General features: G+C 60.7%; 30 protein-coding genes and 1 riboswitch. Of the genes, 20 read left to right on the forward strand and 10 right to left on the reverse strand.

The window, feature by feature from the left end; translation table 11 throughout:
• Positions 1-13: 13 nt before the first annotated feature.
• The 4 genes from kynU to dapB all read left to right on the forward strand — a co-directional run bounded on the left by kynU (position 14) and on the right by dapB (position 4,100).
• Positions 14-1,234, forward strand: coding sequence for a kynureninase (gene kynU, locus AC2YB9_RS07790; protein ID WP_487268256.1), 1,221 nt, complete (start codon positions 14-16; stop codon positions 1,232-1,234).
• Between the two features lie 157 nt (positions 1,235-1,391).
• Positions 1,392-2,243 carry a dimethylargininase gene (gene ddaH / locus AC2YB9_RS07795; RefSeq protein ID WP_487268258.1) on the forward strand — a complete coding sequence of 284 codons (852 nt, stop codon included), beginning with the start codon at positions 1,392-1,394 and terminating at the stop codon, positions 2,241-2,243.
• Complete coding sequence (locus AC2YB9_RS07800) at positions 2,240-3,319, forward strand: ornithine cyclodeaminase (RefSeq protein WP_487268259.1); 1,080 nt, start codon at positions 2,240-2,242, stop codon at positions 3,317-3,319. Before ddaH ends, AC2YB9_RS07800 begins: the two co-directional genes overlap by 4 nt.
• Positions 3,320-3,353: 34 nt before the next feature.
• Positions 3,354-4,100, forward strand: a complete 747-nt coding sequence (dapB, locus tag AC2YB9_RS07805) for a 4-hydroxy-tetrahydrodipicolinate reductase (protein WP_487268261.1) — start codon at positions 3,354-3,356, stop codon at positions 4,098-4,100.
• 43 nt (positions 4,101-4,143) lie between these two features.
• Here dapB and AC2YB9_RS07810 read toward each other — a convergent pair whose 3' ends face one another.
• The 4 genes from AC2YB9_RS07810 to AC2YB9_RS07825 form a co-directional block, all read right to left on the reverse strand.
• Complete coding sequence (locus AC2YB9_RS07810) at positions 4,144-4,449, reverse strand: AzlD domain-containing protein (protein WP_487268262.1); 306 nt, start codon at positions 4,447-4,449, stop codon at positions 4,144-4,146.
• Positions 4,446-5,114: an AzlC family ABC transporter permease gene (locus AC2YB9_RS07815; protein WP_487268264.1), complete on the reverse strand. Its 669-nt coding sequence runs from the start codon at positions 5,112-5,114 to the stop codon at positions 4,446-4,448. Before AC2YB9_RS07815 ends, AC2YB9_RS07810 begins: the two co-directional genes overlap by 4 nt.
• A gap of 7 nt (positions 5,115-5,121) precedes the next feature.
• Entirely contained in the window at positions 5,122-5,655 is a 534-nt protein-coding gene (locus AC2YB9_RS07820; RefSeq protein WP_487268265.1) for an N-acetyltransferase family protein, read from the reverse strand.
• 174 nt (positions 5,656-5,829) lie between these two features.
• Positions 5,830-6,330, reverse strand: coding sequence for a hypothetical protein (locus tag AC2YB9_RS07825; protein WP_487268266.1), 501 nt, complete (start codon positions 6,328-6,330; stop codon positions 5,830-5,832).
• A gap of 51 nt (positions 6,331-6,381) precedes the next feature.
• On the opposite strand from AC2YB9_RS07825, the gene AC2YB9_RS07830 reads away from it, so the two are divergent.
• From AC2YB9_RS07830 to AC2YB9_RS07840, 3 genes are all read left to right on the forward strand, one after another.
• Positions 6,382-7,176: a thymidylate synthase gene (locus AC2YB9_RS07830; RefSeq protein ID WP_487268267.1), complete on the forward strand. Its 795-nt coding sequence runs from the start codon at positions 6,382-6,384 to the stop codon at positions 7,174-7,176.
• 19 nt (positions 7,177-7,195) lie between these two features.
• Positions 7,196-7,702 (forward strand): dihydrofolate reductase, encoded by a 507-nt coding sequence (locus AC2YB9_RS07835; protein ID WP_487268268.1) that lies wholly within the window; start codon positions 7,196-7,198, stop codon positions 7,700-7,702.
• A gap of 68 nt (positions 7,703-7,770) precedes the next feature.
• Positions 7,771-7,885, forward strand: a riboswitch (SAM riboswitch).
• Positions 7,886-7,909: 24 nt separating this feature from the next.
• Positions 7,910-8,359 carry a hypothetical protein gene (locus tag AC2YB9_RS07840; RefSeq protein WP_487268270.1) on the forward strand — a complete coding sequence of 150 codons (450 nt, stop codon included), beginning with the start codon at positions 7,910-7,912 and terminating at the stop codon, positions 8,357-8,359.
• A 26-nt stretch (positions 8,360-8,385) separates the two neighbouring features.
• On the opposite strand, the gene AC2YB9_RS07845 is transcribed toward AC2YB9_RS07840, so the two are convergent.
• Positions 8,386-9,168, reverse strand: coding sequence for a thioesterase family protein (locus tag AC2YB9_RS07845; RefSeq protein WP_487268271.1), 783 nt, complete (start codon positions 9,166-9,168; stop codon positions 8,386-8,388).
• Between the two features lie 50 nt (positions 9,169-9,218).
• On the opposite strand from AC2YB9_RS07845, the gene dapA reads away from it, so the two are divergent.
• The 11 genes from dapA (at position 9,219) to AC2YB9_RS07900 (ending at position 19,121) form a co-directional block, all read left to right on the forward strand.
• Entirely contained in the window at positions 9,219-10,133 is a 915-nt protein-coding gene (dapA, locus tag AC2YB9_RS07850) for a 4-hydroxy-tetrahydrodipicolinate synthase (protein ID WP_487268272.1), read from the forward strand.
• A gap of 88 nt (positions 10,134-10,221) precedes the next feature.
• Positions 10,222-11,901, forward strand: coding sequence for a ribonuclease J (locus AC2YB9_RS07855; protein ID WP_487268273.1), 1,680 nt, complete (start codon positions 10,222-10,224; stop codon positions 11,899-11,901).
• A 143-nt stretch (positions 11,902-12,044) separates the two neighbouring features.
• The gene (locus AC2YB9_RS07860) at positions 12,045-14,519 is read left to right on the forward strand and encodes an FtsK/SpoIIIE family DNA translocase (RefSeq protein WP_487268274.1); all 2,475 of its coding nucleotides are present in this window, start codon (positions 12,045-12,047) and stop codon (positions 14,517-14,519) included.
• Positions 14,520-14,524: 5 nt separating this feature from the next.
• A complete protein-coding gene (locus tag AC2YB9_RS07865) occupies positions 14,525-14,962 on the forward strand; it encodes a hypothetical protein (RefSeq protein WP_487268275.1) in 438 nt (145 codons plus the stop codon).
• 48 nt (positions 14,963-15,010) lie between these two features.
• On the forward strand, positions 15,011-15,619 hold the full coding sequence (pgsA, locus tag AC2YB9_RS07870; RefSeq protein ID WP_487268277.1) for a CDP-diacylglycerol--glycerol-3-phosphate 3-phosphatidyltransferase: 609 nt from the start codon (positions 15,011-15,013) through the stop codon (positions 15,617-15,619).
• Entirely contained in the window at positions 15,616-16,092 is a 477-nt protein-coding gene (locus AC2YB9_RS07875) for a CinA family protein (RefSeq protein WP_487268278.1), read from the forward strand. The genes pgsA and AC2YB9_RS07875 overlap by 4 nt, the downstream gene beginning before the upstream one ends.
• Before the next feature lie 38 nt (positions 16,093-16,130).
• Positions 16,131-16,433 (forward strand): helix-turn-helix domain-containing protein, encoded by a 303-nt coding sequence (locus tag AC2YB9_RS07880; RefSeq protein ID WP_487268279.1) that lies wholly within the window; start codon positions 16,131-16,133, stop codon positions 16,431-16,433.
• A gap of 30 nt (positions 16,434-16,463) precedes the next feature.
• A complete protein-coding gene (locus AC2YB9_RS07885) occupies positions 16,464-16,658 on the forward strand; it encodes a DUF3046 domain-containing protein (RefSeq protein WP_487268280.1) in 195 nt (64 codons plus the stop codon).
• A gap of 277 nt (positions 16,659-16,935) precedes the next feature.
• Positions 16,936-18,042 carry a recombinase RecA gene (gene recA / locus AC2YB9_RS07890; protein WP_487268281.1) on the forward strand — a complete coding sequence of 369 codons (1,107 nt, stop codon included), beginning with the start codon at positions 16,936-16,938 and terminating at the stop codon, positions 18,040-18,042.
• Positions 18,043-18,050: 8 nt separating this feature from the next.
• Positions 18,051-18,566, forward strand: a complete 516-nt coding sequence (locus AC2YB9_RS07895) for a regulatory protein RecX (protein WP_487268282.1) — start codon at positions 18,051-18,053, stop codon at positions 18,564-18,566.
• A 21-nt stretch (positions 18,567-18,587) separates the two neighbouring features.
• On the forward strand, positions 18,588-19,121 hold the full coding sequence (locus AC2YB9_RS07900) for a GNAT family N-acetyltransferase (protein ID WP_487268283.1): 534 nt from the start codon (positions 18,588-18,590) through the stop codon (positions 19,119-19,121).
• Here AC2YB9_RS07900 and AC2YB9_RS07905 read toward each other — a convergent pair.
• Entirely contained in the window at positions 19,118-20,179 is a 1,062-nt protein-coding gene (locus AC2YB9_RS07905) for a GNAT family N-acetyltransferase (RefSeq protein WP_487268284.1), read from the reverse strand. The two genes, AC2YB9_RS07900 and AC2YB9_RS07905, sit on opposite strands and share 4 nt — an antisense overlap.
• Before the next feature lie 226 nt (positions 20,180-20,405).
• Here AC2YB9_RS07905 and AC2YB9_RS07910 point away from each other — a divergent pair, with 226 nt between their 5' ends.
• Both AC2YB9_RS07910 and AC2YB9_RS07915 read left to right on the forward strand, forming a co-directional pair.
• The gene (locus AC2YB9_RS07910; RefSeq protein ID WP_487268285.1) at positions 20,406-20,888 is read left to right on the forward strand and encodes a hypothetical protein; all 483 of its coding nucleotides are present in this window, start codon (positions 20,406-20,408) and stop codon (positions 20,886-20,888) included.
• A gap of 43 nt (positions 20,889-20,931) precedes the next feature.
• Positions 20,932-21,393 carry a hotdog fold domain-containing protein gene (locus AC2YB9_RS07915; protein ID WP_487268287.1) on the forward strand — a complete coding sequence of 154 codons (462 nt, stop codon included), beginning with the start codon at positions 20,932-20,934 and terminating at the stop codon, positions 21,391-21,393.
• A gap of 23 nt (positions 21,394-21,416) precedes the next feature.
• Here AC2YB9_RS07915 and AC2YB9_RS07920 read toward each other — a convergent pair whose 3' ends face one another.
• The 4 genes from AC2YB9_RS07920 to AC2YB9_RS07935 all read right to left on the reverse strand — a co-directional run bounded on the left by AC2YB9_RS07920 (position 21,417) and on the right by AC2YB9_RS07935 (position 24,611).
• Entirely contained in the window at positions 21,417-22,265 is an 849-nt protein-coding gene (locus AC2YB9_RS07920) for an amino acid ABC transporter permease (RefSeq protein ID WP_487268289.1), read from the reverse strand.
• Complete coding sequence (locus AC2YB9_RS07925) at positions 22,265-22,909, reverse strand: amino acid ABC transporter permease (RefSeq protein ID WP_487268290.1); 645 nt, start codon at positions 22,907-22,909, stop codon at positions 22,265-22,267. Before AC2YB9_RS07925 ends, AC2YB9_RS07920 begins: the two co-directional genes overlap by 1 nt.
• Positions 22,910-22,988: 79 nt before the next feature.
• Positions 22,989-23,867 (reverse strand): glutamate ABC transporter substrate-binding protein, encoded by an 879-nt coding sequence (locus AC2YB9_RS07930; RefSeq protein ID WP_487268291.1) that lies wholly within the window; start codon positions 23,865-23,867, stop codon positions 22,989-22,991.
• A 15-nt stretch (positions 23,868-23,882) separates the two neighbouring features.
• A complete protein-coding gene (locus tag AC2YB9_RS07935) occupies positions 23,883-24,611 on the reverse strand; it encodes an amino acid ABC transporter ATP-binding protein (RefSeq protein WP_487268580.1) in 729 nt (242 codons plus the stop codon).
• Positions 24,612-24,659 lie beyond the last annotated feature (48 nt).

A 24,659-nucleotide genomic window follows, 5' to 3' on the forward strand; every position in this document is an offset into this window, starting at 1 on the left:
AGATCGTTCGATCATGGAGATCAATTTTGCGAGCGCCAAAGCGCTTGACTCAGCAGATCCATTGGCAGCATTCCGGGATCGTTTCGTCATCGACGCCGACTTGGTTGCCTACCTAGACGGCAATTCACTCGGGCGATTGCCGAAGGCGACCTCGGCGCGATTGAAGCAGGTCATCGACGAGGATTGGGGCGGCCGGCTTATTCGCGGTTGGTCCGAAAAATGGCTTGAACTGCCCACGTCAGTCGGCGATCTGATCGGCCGTACGCTGCTTGGTGCGGCTGCTGGCCAGACGATCATCGCCGACTCGACGTCGGTCAATCTTTACAAGATTCTGCATGCTGCCGCTGGCGTACGCCCCGGGCGCAACGAAATTGTCGTCGATGACACTAATTTTCCGACCGACCGTTATCTGGTGGAGAGCGTTGCGGCGGCACGTGGACTCACTGTGCGTTGGATCAGTCCAACGCTCGAGGACAGCGTCACGACCGAACTCTTGGCGAGTGTGCTGGGACCAAACACTGCCGTTGTGGTGCTGAGTCATATCGACTTCCGCTCCGGCATACTGCTGGACCTTGCCGCCGTCACCGCACAAGTCCATGATTCTGGCGCCGTCGTGGTGTGGGACTTGTGCCATTCGGTCGGCGTGATCCCGATTGACCTAGATTCGGCTGGCGTGGACTTTGCCGTCGGGTGCACGTACAAGTATGTCAATGCGGGCCCGGGCGCACCGGCCTTCATGTATGTGGCCGAACGTCTTCTGGCCGAGGTGCAGCAGCCCATCATCGGCTGGTGGAGCGCCGCCGACATGTTCGCCATGTCCGCGGAGTACGAGGCTGCGCCGTCGATCCGCAAGCTGCTGAGCGGCACCGCCAACGTTCTGGGCATCGTTGCGGTGGAGGAGGGCGTCAAACTGATCGCCGAGGCGGGAATCGACGCAGTTCGTGCGAAGTCGCTCGCTTTGACTGACTTTCAGATTGCTTTGGTCGACCACTGGGCACCCGATTCGCAGGAGGTCCTCATCACGCCCCGCGAGCACTCCGTCCGGGGTGGGCATGTCACGGTTCGAACGCCAAAAGCGCGCGAAATCACCGCGCATCTGATCGCCAACGGCATCATTCCGGATTTCCGGAATCCCGACATGATTCGAATGGGATTATCGCCGTTGACGACGTCGTTCAGCGAGTTATGGATGGCACACGAGCTGGCTGTTTCATTTGATTATTCAGCGTCCTGAAGCAAGTATCATAAGACTTCAAGCACATATTGAATGATTCGAAACAAAAGCTGCTATTTACGCAATAAAATGTCATTAGATACGCAAGATTTCGAGATTGATTGCGCGATGGTCCTGTCCTACGATTGAAATACCATCAATCGAGGAGCAGAACGACGTGACCGTGTCCGCAATGTCCCGTGGAGCCGCAGGTGCTGCGTCCACTCAAGGTGCGCAGCTGAAGCGCTTCCTCATGTGTAGGCCGACGTTCTTCGATGTCACCTATGCGATCAACCCGTGGATGGACCCGAACAAGCCGGTCGACACCGCCCTCGCAATCATGCAGTGGGAACAGTTGAAGGCCGCATACGAGGGCCTCGGACACACCGTGGACGTCATCGACCAGAGCGATGGATTGCCAGACATGGTCTACGCGGCAAACGGCGGGATCGTGCTCGACGGGCGAGCATTGGCGGCGCGCTTCACCTTCGCCGAACGACAGCCAGAAGGTGAGCTTTACCGCTCCTGGTTCGCCGACGCCGGCTTTGGCCCCGCCCAGCAGGCAATTGAACAAAACGAGGGCGAAGGAGACTTCCTCGTCGTCGGTGAGCTATTCCTCGCCGGCACTGGCTTCCGTACGTCACCGGCCGCGCATCTTGAGGTGCAGCGTTTCTTTGACCGGCCGGTAGTCTCACTTGAACTGGTCGATCCGCGGTTCTATCACCTCGACACTGCGCTCACCGTGCTTGATGACAGCAATGTCGCTTACTATCCGGGTGCCTTCAGCCACGCCAGCAACATGCTGCTGCGCCGGTTGTTCCCGGCCGCAATCATCGCCACCGACGCAGATGCCGAGGTGTTGGGACTCAACGCAATTTCGGACGGAGTTAACGTGATTTTCACTGACAAAGCAGTTGGACTGCATAAGCAATACCGTGATCGCGGTTACAACCCAATCGGAATCGATCTCTCCGAACTGCTCAAGGGCGGCGGCAGCATCAAATGCTGCACGCTGGAGCTTCGGTCATGACCGCGTTATTCGAGACGCTGGCCGTAACCCTGCAGCAGTCAACGCCCAAAGCTTTGGTTCCGTATGTCGATGTGTCCGCGATGGCGCGCTGGATCGGTGATGAAGGTGCCGAGAACATCATCGCTGGGATGATCGAGGCGGTGGAGAATGATTTCCGCCGTTGGCCCGAGTTCGACAAGACCGCTCGTATCGCCGCACACTCCACCGACGGGGTCATCGAACTGATGCCCACGAGCGACGGCCAAACCTACGCGTTCAAGTACGTCAACGGGCATCCCGCCAATCCGGCACGCAGCTTCCAAACTGTGACCGCATTCGGAGTTTTGGCCGATGTGCACAACGGTTATCCGACCTTTGTGTCCGAAATGACGCTTCTGACCGCGCTGCGTACTGCCTCGACGTCTGCGATGGCTGCGCGTTGGTTGGCGCGTCCGGACTCCACGACGATGGGGATGATCGGAGCCGGAACGCAATCGGAATTCCAGGCGCTCGGCTTCCGCGCCGCGCTCGGCATCAACCGCCTCAGGATCTGGGACGTTGATACCCATGCAGTGGAGAAGTTCGTGCGCAACATGACCCCGCTCGGTTTCGAGATTGTGGTCGCCACAAGCGCGGTCGATGCAGTCGACGGCGTTGACGTCATCACGACCTGCACGGCAGACAAAGTCAATGCTGTCGTCCTGACTGACGACATGGTTCAGGCCGGCGTTCACATCAACGCGATCGGCGGCGACTGCCCGGGGAAGACCGAGCTTGATGAGCAGATTCTCCAGCGCGGCGACGTGTTCGTTGAGTTCACCGAACAAACGCGGATCGAGGGCGAGATTCAAAAGCTCGCGCCCGACTTCCCGGTCACAGAGTTGTGGGAAGTCATCAACGGTCAACGTGCGGGCCGTACGTCGAGCGAACAGATCACCGTGTTCGACTCAGTTGGCTTCGCCATCGAAGACTTTGCTGCGCTGTGCTTCGTGCGGGATGCGGTCAAGGGCACCGGCTACTGCTCCACCCTCGAACTCGTGGCTGAGCCGACCGATCCGAAGGATCTGTTTGCGATGATCGCGCCGACGGTCGCCTGATCGGCTGGCTCGGGTCGACCGATACGATCGCGGCATGACGCGTGTGGCGGTTCTGGGTGCAAATGGTCGTATGGGTGCTGAGTCGGTGGCGGCGCTGATCGCTGCCGATGGCATCGAAGTCGTGGCGGAGATCGATCTGGACGATTCACTTGAGGCGTTGACGGCCGCGGGGGTCGAGGTCGTTGTCGACTTCACCAACCCGTCGGTTGTCATGGACAATCTGCGCTGGTGTGTCGACCACGGCATCAATGCGGTCGTTGGCACCTCCGGCTTTTCTGATGAACGTGTCGAAGAGGTGCGAGGTTGGCTGGGGGAGTCACCGTCGGTTGGCGTGCTCGTCGTACCCAATTTCTCGATCGGCGCCGTGCTGATGATGCGTTTCGCCGCGACTGCGGCACGATTCTTTGAATCGGCCGAGATAATCGAGATGCATCATCCGGACAAAGTCGATGCGCCATCGGGCACTGCGACGCGTACCGCAGAACTGATCGCAGCCGCCCGGGCCGAGGCCGGCAAGGGTGCGGTGCCCGATGCGACCACCTCCGATCCCGATGGGGCGCGCGGTGCTTCCATCGCAGGGATCGCAGTTCACGCGGTGCGTGCACGTGGCTTTGTCGCCTCGCAGGAGGTGCTGTTCGGCGGTGTCGGTGAGACGCTCACGATCCGCCACGATTCGATCCACCGCGAGTCGTTCATGCCCGGGGTTGTCGCAGCGGTTCGTGGAATTGTCGGTACGACGGGTGTCACGGTCGGCCTTGAAGGGATCCTCGGGCTTGACTGATCCACGCGCATCGCTGGACCTACGCGTCAGCTCTGCGGACTAGCTAGATCAGGCGCGCTAGGGCAGCTGCCAGCGCCGCACCAAACACCACGACAAGGAACGGTGCGCGCAAGAGCAACAGCCCGGCAGCCACACCGAGACCCAACAGTCGGGCATCGATCACGAGTCTCGTGTCAGTGGCGAACACCTGAACCGCGATCAAGGCACCAAGCAGGCCGACCGGTATGAGATCGGCTGCACGGAGCGTCACTGAATGATTGAGAACGCGTTCGGGCACCGAGAGGCCAGCAAGCTTGAAAGCGTAGCAACCAACTGCGGCCACGAGGATGCCGATCCAGAGCGGACTCATACTGACCGTCTCGGCCACAGCAGCCCAATGCCGACCGCAATGGCACCGCCCACGATGATCGGCATGCCGGCGGGGCTGAAAGGCACCAACCCCAGGGCTGTGGCGGCTGCGATCAGCGCGATCAAGCGCGCTGTTATGGAATTGAGCCGGGGCCATAGCAGCCCCAGGAACGCCGCTCCGACCGCGGCGTCGAGCCCGTATGCTCGCGGGTCGCCCATGGCCTCGCCGGCGAGCGCACCAAGAAGGGTTGTGAGGTTCCAGAGGAAGAAGATCGACCAACCGGTCCAATGGAACCCGAGCCGGGCCTGGTGTGGGGTCTCACGCGTCACCGCCATCGCGGTCGATTCGTCGATGACGATGTGAGCGGTGAGGAGTTTGGCCGGGCCATGAGCCTGCAAACGCGGGGCCAAACTGAGCCCGTAGAACAGGTTGCGACTGCCCAACAGGATCGCGGTGGCCGCACCGGCCAGCGGAGCACCGCCCGCGGCTATAACGCCGATGAACGCGAATTGTGATGCGCCGGTGAAAACCGCGAGCGAGAGGGCGCAGGTCTGGAGCACGCTCAACCCCGAGGTTGTGGCGATTGCCCCGAACGAGATGCCGTACAGGCCGGTGGCGATGCCAACCCCGAGTGAATCGGCGATGACCGAACGATCGGACTTCATACTGTCCTCAGGCGAGCGTCGTGTGCAGACGAACCTGCTTCATCGTTGTGCCGGCCTCGCTCTCGAGTTCACGGTGCGCGCCATCAGCGGCCCAACCGGTGCCGGTCACGAACTCGCGAAGCACGTCATTTTTCGTGCCGACCCACCACAATCCCTGCGTGAATTTATCGGCAACTAGAGTGTCGACGCATGCTTGTAGCAACCGTGAGCCGTGGCCGGCGCGGCGATGCAGAGGATCGATCACGAACTCGGCAACTTCCGCATCACCGATCTCGTCGGTATCGGGATCTTTCGATGGATGAACCAAGGCGAAGCCGCGCACGGTTGCGCGTTCGAGCGCAACCAAAACCCGCATCCGCGCATCTTGGGGCCGCTCAAGCGAGGCCCCCCACGAGGCGGTGAAGTCGGCAACCTTCAGCCCCAGAAGTACCTCAGTTGGCAGCAAATCGGCATAATCTTGACGCCACGCAGCGATCTGGATCTCCGCGATTGCCGCTGCGTCGGCGGGCCAGGCGAGACGCGCGCTGACATCGGCACTCATACGTTCGGGCGATCGATGACGATGGCCGAGCCGTAATGGCATTGGGTCCTATCACACGACATGGGGACAGCCATGATTGCTCCTTCGATACGTACGCCGCGCCTGATCATGAGCCGGGGGGTTCACCGCAGGTAGCTATCAAAATCCCCGTGGGTCGAGCGCATCTCGATTGTGTCATGCACTCCGAAAGTTCTCGACCAGCCGTGACTCGGCACCATTGCCATCCATGATCGCCGCCGCCATCGAGGTGTTGCGCAATGACGGGTAGGTCTCGAACATCTGCAGTGCGATACCCGGGATCGCACTGATCAGGACCGGCCAACCGCCCCACGTTTCGACGAAACACATCAGGACCGCAAACAGCAACGGTGCCTCACTGATCAGCAACCGGCGCATCGTTTGCGACGTGAACGCATCAAGGGCAAGACGTTGGTTCACGTCAGCCGTACGTTCAGGATCAAGCGGCTGCGCGCCGAGCCATACGCGCTCGGAGAAGAATGCGGCAATCCCGATTGTCGCCAAGAGGATCACGAACACCCAGATTGGTGGACGGGCATCCTGCGTGCCGCCGAACGCCCAGAACACGAACAGCAGAAACGCTATCGTGATGACAATTTGGATGATGGCGAACTTACGGATGTCCTTGGCGATCGTCGCCGGCGACTCAGTGGGCATGGAACAGAGTTTTGCATAGATCGTATCCGCACCCTTGGGTAGACTGGCCTCATGCGTGCGTATCTTGACCTGATCCAGCGAATCCTTGACGAGGGCGCCGACAAGGGGGATCGCACCGGCACCGGCACCAAAAGCGTGTTTGGCCATCAGATGCGGTTCGATTTGCAGGCCGGGTTCCCGTTAGTTACGACGAAAAAAATCCACATCAAATCGGTGGTCGCTGAGCTGTTGTGGTTCATCGCCGGCGATACGAACACTGCATATCTGCGCGACAACGGCGTGTCGATCTGGGACGAATGGTCCGATGCCAATGGGGACCTCGGTCCGATCTACGGCTATCAATGGCGCTCCTGGCCGACGCCCGGTGGCGATCACATCGATCAGCTCGCCAACGTCATCGCGGACATTCGGTCCAATCCTGACTCACGCCGACACATTGTTAGTGCTTGGAATGTTGCCGACCTCGAGGCAATGGCGCTAGCGCCGTGTCACGCCTTCTTCCAGTTCTACGTCGCGGACGGCAAACTGTCCTGCCAGCTCTATCAGCGGTCGGCCGATGTCTTCCTCGGCGTGCCATTCAACATTGCCTCCTACGCTTTGCTGACCCATATGGTCGCGCAGCTCACCGGCCTTGAGGTCGGCGATTTCGTACACACGCTCGGTGATGCGCATCTTTACCTCAACCACCTCGATCAGGCCCGAGAGCAACTCACCCGGGAGCCGCGTGCCCTTCCGGAGCTGTGGATTGATCCGACCGTCACGTCGATCGATGACTTCACCCTCAACTCATTTAAGTTCAGCGGCTACGACCCGCATCCGGGTATCAAAGCGCCGATTGCAGTATGAGGCGAATGAGTTCAACACTGTGACCGCCACCATCGTGGTGGCGATGGGAGCGGACGGCGTCATCGGTGTCGATGGTGATATGCCGTGGCATCTGCCGGCCGACCTCGCCCATTTCAAACGCATAACGCTCGGCCATCCGATGGTCATGGGCCGTCGTACGTATGAGTCGATCGGCCGACCGCTGCCGGGACGCACGACAATTGTGGTGACCGGCCAGAACGACTGGAAAGCCGACGGGGTGGAGGTAGAGCATTCCCTCGAAGCGGCGCTCGACCGGGCCTACGAACTCGACGAAGAGGTTTTCATCGTCGGTGGTGCGCAGATCTATCGCCAGGTACTCGCTCTCGGCTTGGTTGACCGACTTGTCGTCACGCACATCGATGCCGCGCCAGCAGGGGACACCTACTTCCCGGACCTGGATTGGGCCGATTGGGCCGAGTACGAGCGCGATCCACATACCGGCTCCCCGGCGTTCGACATCGTGAGCTACTCCCACCGTTCGCAGGCGCAAGCGCGCGGGGAGTAGTCCGAATATGCCGTCGGACTAAAGTGCAGTCACTTTCTGTCAGCGGTCATTGGTAGCGTCATAGTCACGCTCAAGAGCGACAGCGCGAAGGTCCTGGCCTGCTGTCCGGCAACCCCTCACGTGGTGGGTGCCTCCAGATGAGGAGCGGGCCGCGGAGCAACTGCTGTGCGGCAAGCGGAGGGCTACGTGCCCAGGTAGGAGACCATCATGGTCACGTCAAATTCCGGCAGCGCGTATTGCGCGATCTACACACCCGGACACAGCATTCACCGGATCCAAGCCCGCCTCACGTGGCGGGAGCCGAAACTCCATGAGACGGTCAGGATCCACGGTATCGACGAGTTTGGTTTCATTCTCGAGACTGGTGCTGGGCCGGTCCGTTATTTGAACCACGACACGACCGCGTTGGCCCGCTTCGTCGAGCAGGTCGGTCCGGTGGGCGAGCTTGTCGGATATGGAGTCTTGAGACTCCCAACCACCGCCAACGGCGGCATTCCAATGGTGTGTGTGAAGCGGGATGACGGTGACCCATTGGACAGCTGTGTTCACCGCGACGATGTGCCAGAGCTGGCCGGGGATGCTACGCCCGAGCAGATCGCCACACACCTCATTGCCGTGGCCATCGAACAGGGCGGCACGACCGTTTTTTTGAGTTGACAAGGCGCTGTAATCACCCAACCGACTTAGAGCAGGATGGCGAACTGACGCGACTGGGCGACGAGATTGCCCGCCGAATCCCACAGCTCGCAGTCCTCCTCGTGGAAGCCGTTGACGACATGGCGCGTGACGAGCCGGGTGGCGAGCCAGCCGGGAACGGGAAGGCGATGCAAATGCACGGTCAACTGGACCGTCATCGAGCCGAACTCGCCGAGTTCCATGACCGGGGGTGCATAGGCATCGACGAGAAACGCCAACGCCGGGAAGTCGATTTCGCGCCCACCGGCCAATCGCTGCCAAAGCTCGACAGTCGGATCGCCATTCGGCGTACCGTCGGCCCAACCCGGTCGGGTGGCCAAGCGGTAGTCGACGCGGTCGAAGATTCCGCCGCCGGGAATACTGGCCTCGCGCGGATCACCACATGCGTCCGGCGGGGGGAGTTGCGGGGGAGTGCCGAGCTCGACCGTCCGGCCTTCGCCACGCGGACCGAAACTGGCGACAAGGTGCGCTACCGCAGCATCATTCTGGATCAGCGTGGCCTCGGCGGTCTGCACGCGGCGACCCAAACGAAGCGATTTGGTGTGCAATTCGCCCGGACCGGCCGAGGGAGATTTGAGATAGCTGATCGAGGCGACCAAGGGGTCGTCGGCACCGATCTCGTCGCCGAGGCCACGCAGCATGGCGGCCAGAATGTAGCCGCCATTCGGCTTGCCCAACGGCGTGTTCCAACGCTCGGTCAGGGTCAGATCACGGATTCCGTCGCCGCGCGCTGTGGAAGTCGTGTCGATTGCGTAATAGTCCTCGCTCATACCCCTATCCTGCATGGCTCCGTATCGACCCGAAGCGGTAACCTCGAGGTATGACTTCGCCGCTCGCCACCGCTGCCGCGCCGTTCGGGCGCGTTCTGACCGCGATGGTGACGCCGTTCACCGTCGATGGTGAGCTTGATCTGGCTGGGGCGCAGAAGGTTGCGACCTATTTGGTCGATCAGGGCAATGACGGTTTGATCGTCAGCGGCACCACCGGCGAAGCGCCGACGACCACGGTCGAGGAGGACGGCAAGTTACTTGCGGCCGTCGTCGAAGCGGTCGGTGACCGGGCCTCGATCGTCGCGGGCGTCGGCACTAATGACACGCGGCACTCGATCCAGCTTGCGAGCCAGGCGCGCAAGGCTGGCGCGGACGGTTTGCTGATTGTGACGCCCTATTACAGCAAGCCGCCGCAATCGGGCATCGTCAGCCACATCAATACGGTGACCGAAGCTGGCGAGGATCTGCCCGTCATGGTCTACGACATCCCTAGCCGCACCGGGACCCAGATTGCCGAATCCTCCTACGCAATGCTGGCCAAAAACCCATTGATCCTGTCGATCAAAGACGCCGTGGGCGACCTGACGCGCGGCTCATGGCTCATGCGTGAAACCGGCCTTACGCTCTACTCCGGCGACGACGCGCTCAACTTCCCGTGGCTGGCGCTCGGCGCCAGTGGCGTCGTCAGCGTCGTCGGCCATGCGGCGGCCCGCCAGTATGCCGATATGGTCGCCGCGGTCGACGCTGGTGACCTGTCAACGGCGCGCGCAATTCACAACCAACTACTTCCCGCCGTCAAGGCGATGATGACTGTTACGCAAGGAGCAATCACCTCCAAGGTGGCACTGCAGCTCCTCGGCGTGCTTGAGCAACGCACAATGCGTGCACCACTACCCGAAGCAACCGAGGAAGAGGTCGCGATCGTACGCGACGGACTCATCGCTTCGGGCCTACTCGAAAGCTGAACCCCTTGAGCGAGCGCCAGCGAGCGAATCACGATCCACTATTCATGCCGGTATCTTCGTACCGTGCCTTTCTGACGGAGGTTCCGGCATGAGCCATATGCACCTCGAGCTCGATCCGCCCCCCGCGTTGGCAGAGGGTGCCTTGCGCATCATTCCGCTCGGCGGGCTCGGTGAGATCGGCCGCAACATGACCGTCTTCGAATACGACGGCAAACTTCTGATCGTCGACTGTGGCGTGTTGTTCCCCGAAGAGCATCAGCCAGGCGTCGATCTGATCCTTCCCGACTTCTCCGCAATCCGCGATCGCCTTGACGATGTCGTCGCCATTGTCCTGACGCACGGCCATGAGGACCACATCGGCGGCGTGCCATTCCTGCTGCGTGAACGCGGTGACATTCCCGTCGTCGGCTCCAAACTGACACTGGCCTTCCTCGAACCCAAGCTGCGTGAGCACCGGCTCAAAGAAGTGCCACGGCATGTCGTTGCCGAAGATGATGTGCAAACCTTCGGCCCGTTCGAGTGCGAGTTCGTTGCGGTTAACCACTCAATCCCCGATGCGCTGGCGGTTGCGATCAAGACGCCAGCCGGAGTGGTTCTGCATACCGGCGACTTCAAGATGGATCAATTGCCGCTGGACGGCCGGATCACCGATCTGCGCGCGTTTGCCCGGCTCGGTGTAGCCGGAGTCGATCTGTTCCTGACCGATTCGACCAACGCAGAAGTGCCCGGTTTCACCGTCTCCGAGCGCAACATCACGCCGGCGATTGATGCAGTGTTCGCCACCAGTCAGCGGCGCATCATCGTGTCATCCTTTGCCTCGCATGTTCACCGCATACAACAGGTGCTCGACGCCGCCGCCAAACATGGCCGCAAGGTTGTCTATGTCGGTCGCTCGATGGTCCGCAACATGCAAATTGCTCGCGAATTGGGCTACCTCAACGTGCCCGATGGCGTTGTCGTCGACAAGATCGATGCCGCCCCACCGGAGAAGATGGTGTTGGTGGCAACCGGTTCGCAGGGCGAGCCGATGGCCGCGCTCTCGCGAATTGCCAATGGCAGCCACCAGCAGGTTGGTCTTGAGCCCGGTGACACGGTTTTGTTGGCCTCATCGCTGATTCCGGGCAATGAGAATGCGATCTACCGCGTCATCGACGGGCTGACCAAGCTCGGAGCGACCGTTGTGCACAAGGGCAATGCGCTCGTACACGTCTCAGGCCATGCTTCGGCTGGCGAACTGCTGTATTGCTACAACATCGTCAAGCCCAGCAATGTTATGCCTGTGCACGGTGAGATTCGTCATCTGCATGCCAACGGCAAACTCGCGACCGCGACTGGCGTACCCAATGTGATCTTGTGCGAGGACGGCTTCGTCGTTGATCTGATCGACGGGCACGCAAGAATCGTCGGCGCGGTTGACTGCGGATATGTCTATGTCGATGGCTCGTCGGTTGGTGACCTGACCGAGTCCGAACTCAAGGATCGGCGGATCCTCGGCGACGAAGGCTTTATCTCGATCGTCGTTGTGGTCGACTCGACCAATGGCAAAATTGTGACCGGGCCGGAGATCCATGCCCGGGGCATGGCCGAGCCTGATGAGGCGTTCGATGAGATCACGCCCAAGTTGGTGACCGCGATTGAGCAGGCGCTGGCCGATGGCGCCTATGACGAGCGCGAGGTCCAACAGGTGATGCGTCGCACGGTCGGCAGTTTTGTCGGTCGTAAACTCCGCCGCCGCCCGATGATCATCCCGATAGTGCTAGAGGCCTAAGCGCGACGAAAGCCCTGACAGCGCCCAAGATTTGTTCGATTTGTGCCCATCTTTTTGACGTAAAGGGGAGCAAATCGAACAAATCTTGGTGTTTGGGGGTCTGCCTAACGCCAAACACTCAAGTTGTCCTTTAGACTCGGCATATGGCGACCCGAACGTCTTCCCCGCCGCGCAAGCGGCCGTCCGGAAGCCAGGCCCGCAAGAAGCCGGCCGCACGCAGCTCCTCCAAGGGGCGCAAACCTGCAACACGCAGGCCCGCGCAGCGGCGACCGGCTCCAAAATCGGGACCTGGACCACTGACCACTGCCCTGACGGCAATCCTGCGCGCAGTCCGCGCGATCTGGCTCGGCATTGCCGGCCTCATCGGAGCGATTGCGCGCAGCATCGGCCACAGCGCTAAAGAGCTTGAGCCCGAACAGCGCCGTGACGGTATTGGCCTGACCTTGCTGGGTCTTGGGATCGTCGTTGCCGCGGCCGTCTGGTGGCAGCTTCCCGGTTCGGTGGCCAATGGCGTACGCATGACCGTCGCCGGTTCGGTCGGCATTCTCGCCTGGGCCGCGCCGATCGTACTCGTCGTCATTGCCTGGCGCACGATGCGCCATCCCGATGTTGCCAACCCGGGCGGTCGACATCTTTTCGGTTGGCTTGCCCTCGTCGGCGGCATCCTCGGTCTGGTCTCGATCGCTCACGGCGTTCCGCGCCCAAGTGACATGGACGCAGTTCGCGATGCTGGTGGTTCGGTTGGCTTCCTGTTCTCCTCGATCTTGGTCGACTTACTCAAGAGCTCCTACGTCGCGGCGCCGCTGCTGGTGCTCGTCGCCGCATTCGGTTTATTGATCGTCACCAATACGCCGCTGTATGCGGTGCCGTCACGGCTTGCCGAGCTTCGCGACAAGGCACTTGGGCGCAACAAAACTGAAGCTCCGGTTGATGAGTCGACGAAGCGCCGTCACCCGCAGACCAAGCTCGATATCGATGAGCCCTTCGACAATCCACTCGTTGACGGACCCGACGAAGACCGTCAGGTCCCGGTTAAGCCGCGCAAGCGTAAGAATCAGGATGCTGCGCCGGCTGAGGATTCCGATCCCACCGGCCCGATTGCACCGATCGAGCCGATCCCAGACGGCGTCGAACAGCTCGCGCTGTCAGGCGACGGTGTCTACACGCTGCCCGCAACGACAAACCTGCGTGAGGGCACGCCGCCTAAGAAGCGGTCTGCTGCCTCCGATGAGGTGGTCGACCAGCTTACCGAAGTTTTGGAGCAGTTCCAGATCGATGCACATGTCACGGGCTACACACGTGGCCCGACAGTGACCCGCTACGAGGTCGAACTCGGACCCGCTGTCAAGGTCGAGAAGGTCACGGCCCTTTCGAAGAATATTGCCTACGCGGTTGCCTCCAACGAAGTGCGGATCTTGTCACCGATCCCCGGCAAATCTGCCATCGGCGTCGAAATCCCGAACGTCGACAAAGAAATGGTTTCGCTCGGCGATGTGTTGCGCTCCAATAGGGCTCGCAATGACCATCACCCCATGGTCGTCGGGCTTGGCAAGGACGTCGAGGGCGGCTACGTGGTGGCCAATCTGGCCAAAATGCCGCACCTTCTGGTCGCTGGTGCCACCGGTTCGGGCAAGTCGAGCTTCATCAACTCAATGATCACCTCGATCTTGATGCGGGCAACGCCCGAAGAGGTCCGTATGGTCCTAGTCGATCCGAAACGCGTTGAGTTGACCGCATATGAGGGCGTGCCGCACCTGATCACGCCGATCATCACTAATCCGAAGAAGGCCGCCGAAGCGCTGCAGTGGGTCGTACGCGAGATGGATCTGCGCTATGACGATCTGTCCAATTTTGGCTTCCGGCACATCGATGATTTCAACAAAGCTGTTCGGACCGGCAAAATACAGGTCCCGCCGGGCAGCGAGCGCGTCCTGACGGCGTACCCCTATTTGTTGGTTGTCGTCGACGAGCTCGCCGACCTGATGATGGTTGCACCGCGAGATGTCGAGGATTCGATTGTCAGGATCACTCAACTTGCACGCGCTGCTGGCATCCATTTGGTGCTCGCAACTCAGCGGCCGAGTGTCGATGTCGTCACTGGATTGATCAAGGCCAATGTGCCGAGCCGGTTGGCCTTCGCGACCTCCTCGGTGACCGATAGCCGGGTCATCTTGGACCAGCCGGGCGCAGAAAAATTGGTCGGCCAAGGCGATGGTTTGTTCTTGCCGATGGGCGCGAACAAATCGATGCGTATGCAGGGTGCATGGGTGACCGAAGCCGAGATTCATGAGGTCGTCGAACACTGCAAGATTCAACTGAAACCGGTTTATCGCGACGACGTCACTGCGGTCAAGAAGTCCGAACGTGCGCTCGACGACGACATCGGCGGCGACATGGATCTGGTCCTGCAGGCGATCGAATTGTGTGTCACAACCCAATTCGGTTCAACCTCGATGCTGCAACGCAAACTCCGGGTCGGGTTCGCGAAGGCCGGGCGGCTCATGGACATCCTCGAAAGCCGTGGGATCGTCGGTCCTAGCGAAGGCTCGAAGGCACGCGATGTGCTCGTCAATGCCGATGACCTAGATGATGTTCTCGCGAGCATCCAGGCCGGCTGATCAGCATGGATGAAGTGTTCGAGATCCGACGTCGGGCCTCGCTCTATTACGGGATCGGCTTCGTCGCCGCAGTTCTCATGGTGCTGTTCGGCATTCAGGCTTACACGGCGCAGCAGCCACTCCTGTGGATCATTGTGGCGGTCCTCGCGGTGCTCGCCTACCTACATCTCGTGGCAGCCTCGGACTCGGCGACACCGCTGTTCGTGGCCGATCACCACGGCGTACGGCTGCGGGATGGCAATCAGTGGGTCGGATTTCTGTGGCGCGAACTCGGCGACATCAGGGTTGAGCACCGTGATGGCGTGCGCTTCGATCCGCGGATCAAGGTTTTGACCGACGACGGCGGACAAATTTATACCGCTCCGCTCGGCTTCACGACGACGATCTCACCGGGTGGCGCTGAGACTCAGTTGGCGGCGCTTAGGCCGCCTGCTCCATACTGAGACAGTAGGCCACGCATAGCGGCACCGGAAGCGGATCGAAAGGGTTTCATGACAACGGCAGAACAGCCGAGCAACGTCAATGTCCCCAACGCGCTCACCCTCCTTCGCATTGCCGGGGTGCCGCTGTACGGATGGCTGCTGCTGACCCACGGAGGCGAGTCGGAGTCCTTCCGCGTATGGGCGTGGGTTGCTTTCTTCCTGTTGATGGTGACCGACAAGATCGACGGTGACTTGGCCCGCAAGCACAACCTGGTCACTAACTTTGGCAAACTCGCCGATCCGATCGCTGACAAGGCACTGACGGGTATGGCGTTCGTCGGACTCGCGATCATCTTTGACAATCCACTCTTCTGGACCATTACCGTGCTCGTGCTGCTGCGCGAATGGGGCATCACCGTGATGCGTTTCGTGGTCAAGAAGCATGGCGTCATGCCAGCTGGTCGTGGCGGCAAGCTCAAGACGATGTTGCAGGCGATCGCACTTGGCGGCTACACCTTGCCATTCGAACTCTGGGACAACACGGTTTCGGACGTCATGCTGTGGGTCACCCATGTGACGATGGCTGCGGCCGTCATCATCACCGTTGTAACTGGCGCCGATTATGTTCGTCAAGCAATCACGTTGCGGCGCGACAGCAAGGCTTCGAAGGCCGCATGAGCGCCGTGCAGGATGTCATTTCGGGGCTCCGCTCGGAGACTGCCACAGTTGCGACCGCCGAGTCCCTGACCGGCGGGCTTGTGTGTGCTCGGCTCGTCGCGGTTCCTGGTGCTTCTGACGTCGTCGCCGGCGGCATCGTGGCATACACGGCGGAGGCCAAAATCAATGTGCTTGGCGTCGCGGCCGATTTGATTCGTCGCTATGGGACGGTCGACCCACACATCGCGGCCAGTATGGCCAACGCCGTACGCCGACGGTTCGGCTCGACCTACGGTCTGGCGACGACTGGAGTTGCCGGACCTGGCCCGGGCGAGGACAAGCCGGCGGGCACAGTTTTCGTCGCGATTGCGGGTCCAGAAGGCACCGCGACATATGACTTACATCTCGATGGCGACCGTGAGTCGGTCCGAAACACGACGGTGGACGCGCTCCTGTCATACTTTGTGGATAGGGTTAAGGAAGAATCTCGCTAGTTGCGGGGTTATACAGTCAAGATCGAGCGGAGGTGCCCATGACCGTAATGCGACAGTTTGTCGGCGAGGTTCTGCGCGCCCGCAGGATCTCTGAAGGATTGACTCTTCGAGATGTCTCGGCGCGGGCACGCGTGAGCCTTGGCTACATCTCCGAAGTCGAACGCGGACAGAAGGAGCCCAGTTCCGAGCTCCTGGCCGCTCTCGCTGGCGCCCTCGAGGTGCCGTTGTCCAAGGTTCTGCTCGACGTTAGTTCGCTACTTGAAGTTGAAGAAGCTGCTGAAGCGTATCTGGCGAGTGTCTCGTCGATCGCGCGCAATGACGTTGCCGTCTCCGCCGCCTGAGTCGCGCCAGACTTTGTCAGCGACGATCGGATGAAACACAGCGAGTTCTGGCTCCGTATGGAGCGTTATCTCGGTGCTACGTACGCCCGCAGTTGGGCTAACAGCCAGGTGCTGGGAGGCCTCGGCGGCCGGACGGTTGACGAAGCATTGAGCGCGGGGGAGCAGCCCAAAACGGTATGGCGCGCGGTTCACGTCGAACTCCAACTACCCGCCAACGCTCGCTAAGGCGCGGCCGCGCGCAGCGCGGCGAAGCCCGATCCCCGAGATTTGGCCGATATCGTCCCAAATCTTGGCCGCGGATCGAGATAAATGGGCGGATATCGGCCAAATCTTGAAGCTGTTCGGCGTGTCGCATCGTTCGAACAGGTGTTCGGGCTAGAGTCATCCACAGGTTGACGTACGAAGGATGTTGTCCACAGCGGGGTCGATGAGGCCCACAAATGTCTGAGGGTTCTTCTAACGTCGTAGATAACCTGCCACCTGCTAGCTAAGAAGGATCATTATGGCCGCATCGAAGACCACCCAACCTAAGGCTCAACCGGCTAAGCCCGAAGACCGTGACCGCGCACTTGACAATGCGATGGCCATGATCGACCGGGCGCATGGCAAAGGCGCGGTCATGCGTCTTGGCGACAGAGTCCGTGCGCCTATTGAGGTCATCCCGACCGGTGCCACTGCGCTTGATGTCGCGCTCGGAATAGGCGGACTGCCGCGTGGCCGCGTCGTCGAGATATATGGCCCGGAGTCTTCGGGCAAGACGACTGTCGCGCTGCATGCGGTTGCCAATGCGCAAAAGGCCGGTGGCGTGGCGGCCTTCATCGATGCTGAGCATGCGCTTGACCCCGACTACGCCCGTCACCTCGGTGTTGACACCGATGCGCTCCTGATCTCGCAGCCCGATAGCGGCGAGCAGGCGCTCGAGATCGCCGACATGCTGATCCGCTCCGGCGCGCTTGACATCATCGTCATCGACTCGGTGGCAGCGCTCGTCCCACGCGCCGAAATCGACGGTGAGATGGGCGACAGCCATGTTGGCTTGCAGGCCCGTCTCATGAGCCAGGCATTGCGCAAGATGACCGGTGCGATCAACGGCTCCGGCACCACCGCGATCTTCATCAACCAGCTGCGCGAGAAGATCGGCGTGATGTTCGGTTCGCCGGAGACCACAACCGGTGGCAAGGCACTCAAGTTCTATGCGTCGATCCGGCTGGATGTTCGCCGCATCGAGACGCTCAAGGACGGCACCGACATGGTCGGCAACCGCACCCGCGTCAAGGTCGTCAAAAACAAGCTTGCGCCGCCGTTCAAGCAGGCCGAGTTCGACATCATGTACGGCTTGGGCATCAGCCGAGAGGGCAGCCTGATCGATGTGGGCGTCGATGCCGGACTCGTCCGCAAGGCCGGTGCTTGGTACACCTACGAGGGCGATCAGCTTGGCCAAGGCAAAGAAAACTCGCGCCAGTTCCTCAAAGACAATCCTGACCTGGCCAATGAGTTGGAGAAGCGAATCTTCGAGCAGCTCGGCATCGGCGCTCAGGTGGATGATCCGGCCGATGCACGGGCCGGCGGTGACATCGCCGATGTCATTCCCAGCGACGTCGACTTCTAGGCGCCTCGATGCGTCAATCGGTCGAGGAAATGACGCCGGTCGAGCTCGCGAGTTTCGCCCGCGAGATCGTCATGCGTCGCCTCGCCGAGCGAGCTCACAGCCGGCATGATCTCGCTCAGGCACTCGCCAAGCGGCAGGTGCCTGAGGAGGTCATGGAAGCGACGCTCGATAAGTTCGCTGCTGCGGGCCTGATCAATGACGAGGAGTTCGCTCGTTCATGGGTGCAGGGACGCCAGCGGGGCAAGGGTCTTGCCCGCCGGGCGATCGCGACGGAATTGCGCCGCAAAGGCATTGATGATGAGATCGCGTGTGCGGTCCTCGCCGACCTCGACCCAGACGATGAGCGGGCGGCCGCGCACCGTCTGGTGCAGGCAAAGCTACGGTCGATGTCCGGGCTTGAGCAGCAAACGCAGATCCGACGACTCGTAGGCATGTTGGCGCGCAAGGGCTATCCGCCAGGGCTGTCCTTCGACGTCGTTCGGGACGAGCTCAATGCCGAGGTCCAGCCACTCGATTCCTTGTAGCGTGATGGTTAGGATGCCGCCATGGCGTTCGTGTTCCGGTCGATGGCCTTGGCCGATCTGCCCAATCTGGTTGGTTGGCTGGCGGCCCATCACGCACAACCGTGGTTCGGCGACGAGCCACGTACGCTCGAGGCCGCGACCATGCACTACGCCCCGCAACTTGCTGGCACTAGTCCGACACGGATGTGGATTGCCGAATTGGACCGTCGAGACATCGGCTACCTGCAGGATTACCCGGTCCGCGCCTACGACGACTACGCAGTGCGAGTGCAGGACCTAGAGGCGGTCGCTTTCGACTACCTGATCGGTGAGCCCGATGTGGTGGACCGCGGCGTGGGAACCCAAATGATCATGGCGTTCTGTCGAGATGTCTTGTGTCGTGACTATCCAGCGGCGCCCAGATTCGTTGCGAGCCCCGATGCGCGCAACGGACGCTCGATCCGTGTGCTGGAGAAATGTGGGTTCAGCGCAGGCCTGTGGATCCAGCCGGAGTCGGTGCAGTTCCCCGAGATCGTGTGTACTGCGTCGCGTGAACTGTTCGAGCCGTCGCGTTAAGCGTCGATGGAAAAATGTTTGTGCCAGGACTGAGTCGTGTATTTCGGCTCGAAGCCGAGCGCAAGGTAGAGCCCGTCGGCGCCGGTGGGTGAATCGATGTCGACTTCGAGTTCGACATGGTCACGGTCGCGGCCGGCGGCGTCGGCGATGACCGCATTGAGCAGTGCCTTGGCCGCACCATGGCCGCGTGCGGATTGCAGCACGCCCAGATACTCAACATGGGTCCCGTTGGGCGCGTCGCCCGGTGATTCGGCGACGGTACCGATGAGCGTCCCGGCCGGTAGTCGCTCGGCGAGCGGGGTGTGTTCTGCGTCTGCGACGGCAGTCTCGGCGATCCACCAGTGATCCCACCGGTGGCCCGGATCCGAGCGCAGGCGGTTCAAGAATTCGTCGAAGGTCTCATAGTGTGAATTGAAGTGATCGGCGAACGATGCTTCCAACAATTCGTGGACGATTTGTAGATCGAGCTCATTGGGCTGGCCGTCGGGACCGCGTCGCACCCGTCGAACGACAATCTCGTCGCGCGACTCGGGGAGCGCACCGGGAGCGGCTTCGCTGGCATCGACGGGGCGACTCATCTGCCACCAGGATCGTACGTGGGTCAGGCCTGCGGCTGCTGCCCAACGCTGTTGGCGTACATCGTCGGCGAATGCTCCTGAATCGAGGTGGGTTTGGCTGAGTTCGCGTTCGCGGCCGATGTGGATCGTGGCTTCCTCGACCCAGTGGTAAAGCGTGCTGGCGAGCGGATCGGCGAGCGCGTCGGCGAGGTCAGGATCGACTGTCACAGCGCCGAGGGTGCGGCCCGCGGCACGGTCGTGGACGCTACCCCAGCCGCGCACGACGCCAGCCTCATCGCGTGCCATGATGTGTGCGCAAGCGATCTCATTGTTGCCCGAAACATTGCCCTCGACCGATGCCCTCGAGGCCGAAAATTGACCGATTGCTGCAGCCTCGTGGCGTCTGAGCAGGTCGGTCAGATCAGCAATGTCGCCCGAATCAGGGACCGACACAGTCCAGTCGTCTGGCACGTTCAGATCAATGTTCTTGGGCGGGATCATCTGTCTATCTTTGCCGATCCCGGCTCAGGTGGCTATTTCGGGGGTTACCGGCGGCCGCTCAGATCGGTGACGATCTGTGCCTTAGCCGCGTAGTAGGGCCCGCCGAAATTTGTTACGACGTGTACGGAGGTGCTTTGAGCAGCAGAACAATTAGTACGGTGCGCAGCTCGATACAGTGGGTGCGACACATCAAGCCCGACAGGGGCGAACTAAAGGTGGACTACACGTGCCGTACGACCTCGCTGATCCGCTCCGTTTCATCGCGCTCGGGCTGTTGGTGGTGGGCGGCTCGATCTGGCTGGGTGGTTACGTCACGTTGATCATGGTGGCGCGCACCGCGACCGCGACATTGACGCCGGCAGATCGCATCGCGTTCTTTCGTCGTTTCGGTCGGCGCTTCGGCACCCTATCCACAGCCGCTCTGCTGATCGCTCTGGTCGCTGGCGGCGTCCTCCTAGGCGCGCGCACGTGGGACGGCCTGTCGTGGGCCATGGTGTTCGTCGCTGCGGTGCTGCTGATAGCTGTGGCGACCGGGGTTGCACAGGCGCGACGAATGACCCGGTTGCGGCATTCGGCGATCATGGTGCCCAGTGACCCGGGCATACAGCGGCAGATCGCCACGGGCAGCCGGTATGCGGTCTGGCTCCGGGCAGCGCTGGGCGCGATCAGCTTCCTATTGTTGATCCTCGTCCTGCTCAGCGCGGTTTAGCGTCGGCATTATCGGTAAATCGCGGTTACCTTAGGCTTTGGTTATGGCTTCCACATATGACCTGTACAAAAAGATGACCGCATTGCCGCAGGGTAGACGGTTGTTCTCAATTGCCTATGGGCAGAAGGCGCCGTACTTCTCCTCGATCCATCTGCAGGTCAAGGACATGCGACCGCACCGCGGTGAAGTGCTCATTCCCAAACGGCGCTCGGTGCTCAATCACATCGGCACGATCCACGCGATAGCCGCCTGCAATGGTCTGGAGGCAGCGATGGGACTGCTTGCGGAGGCCACCTGCCCCAAGGACAGCCGCTGGCTGCCCAAGGGCATGGACGTGAAGTATGTCGCTAAGTCCGCCGGGCCGTTGACCTGCACGGCCGAATCGAGCCCTGAGGACTGGGCCGAGGGCGGCGACGTGCCAATCACGGTCAAGGCGGCGTTGCCCGATGGGACCGTCACGGTCGAGGGCACGATCCGCCTTTGGGTCACCAAGAAGAAAGCTTAGAAGCCGCCGGTGTCGGTGGCCTGTTAACTGCCGGTCTTACGGTCGGTCAATGCGCCGACTGCTGTGACGTCAATTTTGTGCTCGCCAGCGAATTTTTTCTGGGCAAGCGTGGCAAGCCAAGTGAGTATCAGATTGAGCGCGATGAAGATCGCCGCGATGACAAGTCCGGTCGGTATGACGTTGCGGAACGTTCCGGAGATGATTTTGCCCTGCGAGACGAGGCCAGGCGCCAAGATTGCGTAGCCGAGACTGGTGTCCTTGAGCGCGACAATGGCTTGACTTATGAGCGCTGGCAGCATGATTTTGATGGCTTGCGGGATCAAAATGATGCGCATCACAGCAGATTTGCGCATGCCGATCGCATACGCGGCTTCGGGCTGACCTTTCGGCACGGCATTGATGCCGGCACGGAAGATCTCGGCGAATACCGCGCCGTTATAGAGGATCAGGCCGGTGACCAACGCCCAGTACGCCTTCATGCCAGGTTCGGGGCCGATGTAGAACCACACACCGATGATCAGCATCAACAGTGGAACGGCGCGGAAAAATTCGACCACGATCCACGACGGCCATTGCAGGAGTCGATGCTCGGACAACTTGCCGGCGCCGAAGATGAGCCCGAATACGAAGGCGCCCACGATGGCAACAACCGCGGCCGACAAGGTTTGCCCAAGCGCTATGACCAGCAGGTTGACGATCCTGGGGGTGACGAATGGCTCCCACAGAGCGTAGGCGAACTGGCCTTTCCGATACAGCAACCAGATGACCGCGGCGAGCATTCCAGTCAGCATGATCATCGAAATGACTGCGTAGACGCGATGTCGGGCAACCGTCTTGGGGCCGGGGGCGTCAAAAAGTACTGAGGCGGCCATCAGGCAATCCTCCAACGGCGCTCGAGGAGCATGGCACCGACCGAAATGACTTCGACAATGACGATGTAGCCGAGTGCAATCCCGAAGAAAATCCACCACAACTGTGACGGGTGGTCATTGAGCAGCCCTTTCATCCGCGCAGTTGCATCGAGAAGTCCGAATATCGAAACCAGCGAGGTGTTTTTGGTCAAGGCGATCAGCACGCTGGCAATCGGCGGCACGACCGCACGGAATGATTGAGGCAGGATGATGCTGCGCATTGATTGGGTGAAGGTGAGACCGATCGAACGGGCCGCCTCGGCCTGGCCTAGCGGGATCGAATTGACGCCTGAACGTAGTGCTTCACAAATGAACGGTGAGGTGTACAACGTCAATGCGAGCACATTCAGGTTGAAATAACTTATGTGCACACCGAGTTTGGGCGATCCGTAGATCACGAGGATCAACAACACCAGAAGCGGATTGTTGCGGAAGATCGAAATGTATAGCGTGCCCGCCCGATTGAGGACTCGGATGGGACCCACTCGCATTGCGGCGAGCAGGGTGCCGAGCAGCAACGACAGCACTCCGGCGACGATGAGCAGTTTGATCGTCAGAACAAATGCTTTGAGAATGATGTCCCAGTTGTCGATCAAGACCTGCATCGGTTGTCACCGTCCTTTCTGTCGAGCCGAGTTGTGAACCGGGGCCGCCCGATGAGGACGGACCCGGTTCACCGGTGGATCAGGCGCAGGGGTTCATCGCCGGCGGAGTCGGAGTCTTGACCCCGGACTTGCCTAGTGTTGCTTTGAACGCCTTGGCCCAATCGCCGTCGTCCTCGGCGCCCTTGATGGTGTCGGTGATGAACTGGCACAGCTCGGGCTTGTCCTTGTTGTAGCCGATGCCGTAGTTCTCGGTGGAGAATGGTTCGCCCACCACTTCAAGTTCATCGGGGTTGAGGGCTGCATAGCCGAGCAGGATTGACCCGTCAGTTGTCATGGAGTCAACCTGGCCATCGAGAACCTGATCGCGACACAACGAATAGGTGTCAAGGCCGACCGGCTTTGCACCCTTCTTCTCGACCTGATCGAGGGAAGTAGATCCGGTCACCGAACAGACTTCCTTGCCCTTGATGTCGTCGACACTCTTGATCTTGCTGCCCTTCTTCACCAGGATCTGTTGGCCCGTGACGTAGTAGGGACCAGCTTGACCGACAACTTTCTGGCGGTCATCAGTGATCGAATAGGAGGCGATGACGAAGTCGACGGTGCCCTTCTGGAGGAAGGGCTCACGGTTGTCGGAGATGGTTTCGACCCAGTCGACGTCTGCTGCCTTGATGCCGAGTTTGGCGGCAATCAGTTTGCCCATCTCGACATCGAGGCCTTCGGGGATCTTCGTTCCGGCCTTCAGGAACCCGAGGCCCGGCTGGTCGAACTTGACGCCGATCTTGACTTTGCCCGACTTGGCGATCGCCTGCATCGCCGTGCCGTCCTTGAAATTGCTTGCTGCATTGGAGTCGGCCTTGTTGTCGACTGGATTCGAGTCGGTCTCGCCGGCGCTTCCACATGCCCCCAATATCAGTGCTGCGGTGGCAGCGATGACGGCAAATTGTATGCGTTTCATGTGTGTCCCCTTCACTCAGTGTTTCAAGATCTTTCCCAAGAAGTCCTTGGCGCGATCTGATTGTGGATTGGTAAAAAATTCTTCCGGTGTGTTCTGCTCGATGATCTGGCCATCGGCCATGAAAAGCACGCGGTTGGCGGCCGTACGGGCAAAACCCATCTCGTGGGTGACGACGATCATTGTCATGCCGCCTTCGGCCAGTTCGATCATCGTGTCGAGGACTTCTTTGATCATTTCGGGGTCGAGCGCCGAGGTCGGCTCGTCGAACAGCATGACTTTGGGGTCCATTGCCAGTGCCCGTGCGATCGCGACACGTTGCTGTTGTCCGCCGGACAGTTGGGCCGGGTATTTTTCCGACTGCGTATCGATACCGACCCGGACGAGAAGTTCATGGGCGCGCGCCTCCGCGGCAGTCTTCTTCGCTTTGCGAACCTTGATCGGCCCCAGCGTGACGTTCTCCAGGATCGTCTTGTGGGCGAACAAATTGAATGACTGGAACACCATGCCGACGTCGGCTCGCAGTCGGGCGAGACCCTTGCCCTCTTCGGGGAGTTTGTCGCCGTCGACCAGGATCGTGCCCTCGTCGATCGTCTCGAGTCGGTTGATAGCCCGACACAATGTGGACTTGCCTGACCCCGATGGGCCGATCACGACGACGACTTCGCCGGGAGCGACGTCGAGGTTGATGTCCTTCAGCACATGGAGTTGGCCGAACCATTTCTGCACGCCTTGCATCGAAACCATCGACGTCGAACCGCTTGTGGTCGGGCTCTCGCTTCGTTCAGGCATAGA

The organism is Aeromicrobium changchenzhani, from assembly GCF_057586615.1.

Excerpts from the sequence above, each read along its gene's own strand:
- AC2YB9_RS07930 (WP_487268291.1), bottom strand. The coding sequence starts at position 23,867 with ATGAAACGCATACAATTTGCCGTCATCGCTGCCACCGCAGCACTGATA.
- AC2YB9_RS07905 (WP_487268284.1), bottom strand. The coding sequence starts at position 20,179 with ATGATCCCGCCCAAGAACATTGATCTGAACGTGCCAGACGACTGGACT.
- kynU (WP_487268256.1), top strand. The coding sequence starts at position 14 with ATGGAGATCAATTTTGCGAGCGCCAAAGCGCTTGACTCAGCAGATCCA.
- AC2YB9_RS07845 (WP_487268271.1), bottom strand. The coding sequence starts at position 9,168 with ATGAGCGAGGACTATTACGCAATCGACACGACTTCCACAGCGCGCGGC.
- AC2YB9_RS07825 (WP_487268266.1), bottom strand. The coding sequence starts at position 6,330 with ATGCCCACTGAGTCGCCGGCGACGATCGCCAAGGACATCCGTAAGTTC.
- AC2YB9_RS07875 (WP_487268278.1), top strand. The coding sequence starts at position 15,616 with ATGAGCGCCGTGCAGGATGTCATTTCGGGGCTCCGCTCGGAGACTGCC.
- AC2YB9_RS07880 (WP_487268279.1), top strand. The coding sequence starts at position 16,131 with ATGACCGTAATGCGACAGTTTGTCGGCGAGGTTCTGCGCGCCCGCAGG.
- AC2YB9_RS07830 (WP_487268267.1), top strand. The coding sequence starts at position 6,382 with ATGCGTGCGTATCTTGACCTGATCCAGCGAATCCTTGACGAGGGCGCC.
- recA (WP_487268281.1), top strand. The coding sequence starts at position 16,936 with ATGGCCGCATCGAAGACCACCCAACCTAAGGCTCAACCGGCTAAGCCC.
- AC2YB9_RS07855 (WP_487268273.1), top strand. The coding sequence starts at position 10,222 with ATGAGCCATATGCACCTCGAGCTCGATCCGCCCCCCGCGTTGGCAGAG.
- AC2YB9_RS07900 (WP_487268283.1), top strand. The coding sequence starts at position 18,588 with ATGGCGTTCGTGTTCCGGTCGATGGCCTTGGCCGATCTGCCCAATCTG.
- AC2YB9_RS07800 (WP_487268259.1), top strand. The coding sequence starts at position 2,240 with ATGACCGCGTTATTCGAGACGCTGGCCGTAACCCTGCAGCAGTCAACG.
- AC2YB9_RS07920 (WP_487268289.1), bottom strand. The coding sequence starts at position 22,265 with ATGGCCGCCTCAGTACTTTTTGACGCCCCCGGCCCCAAGACGGTTGCC.
- AC2YB9_RS07815 (WP_487268264.1), bottom strand. The coding sequence starts at position 5,114 with ATGAAGTCCGATCGTTCGGTCATCGCCGATTCACTCGGGGTTGGCATC.
- AC2YB9_RS07885 (WP_487268280.1), top strand. The coding sequence starts at position 16,464 with ATGAAACACAGCGAGTTCTGGCTCCGTATGGAGCGTTATCTCGGTGCT.
- AC2YB9_RS07820 (WP_487268265.1), bottom strand. The coding sequence starts at position 5,655 with ATGAGTGCCGATGTCAGCGCGCGTCTCGCCTGGCCCGCCGACGCAGCG.
- AC2YB9_RS07860 (WP_487268274.1), top strand. The coding sequence starts at position 12,045 with ATGGCGACCCGAACGTCTTCCCCGCCGCGCAAGCGGCCGTCCGGAAGC.
- AC2YB9_RS07895 (WP_487268282.1), top strand. The coding sequence starts at position 18,051 with ATGCGTCAATCGGTCGAGGAAATGACGCCGGTCGAGCTCGCGAGTTTC.
- AC2YB9_RS07915 (WP_487268287.1), top strand. The coding sequence starts at position 20,932 with ATGGCTTCCACATATGACCTGTACAAAAAGATGACCGCATTGCCGCAG.
- pgsA (WP_487268277.1), top strand. The coding sequence starts at position 15,011 with ATGACAACGGCAGAACAGCCGAGCAACGTCAATGTCCCCAACGCGCTC.
- dapB (WP_487268261.1), top strand. The coding sequence starts at position 3,354 with ATGACGCGTGTGGCGGTTCTGGGTGCAAATGGTCGTATGGGTGCTGAG.
- AC2YB9_RS07810 (WP_487268262.1), bottom strand. The coding sequence starts at position 4,449 with ATGAGTCCGCTCTGGATCGGCATCCTCGTGGCCGCAGTTGGTTGCTAC.
- AC2YB9_RS07865 (WP_487268275.1), top strand. The coding sequence starts at position 14,525 with ATGGATGAAGTGTTCGAGATCCGACGTCGGGCCTCGCTCTATTACGGG.
- AC2YB9_RS07840 (WP_487268270.1), top strand. The coding sequence starts at position 7,910 with ATGGTCACGTCAAATTCCGGCAGCGCGTATTGCGCGATCTACACACCC.
- AC2YB9_RS07935 (WP_487268580.1), bottom strand. The coding sequence starts at position 24,611 with ATGGTTTCGATGCAAGGCGTGCAGAAATGGTTCGGCCAACTCCATGTG.
- dapA (WP_487268272.1), top strand. The coding sequence starts at position 9,219 with ATGACTTCGCCGCTCGCCACCGCTGCCGCGCCGTTCGGGCGCGTTCTG.
- AC2YB9_RS07925 (WP_487268290.1), bottom strand. The coding sequence starts at position 22,909 with ATGCAGGTCTTGATCGACAACTGGGACATCATTCTCAAAGCATTTGTT.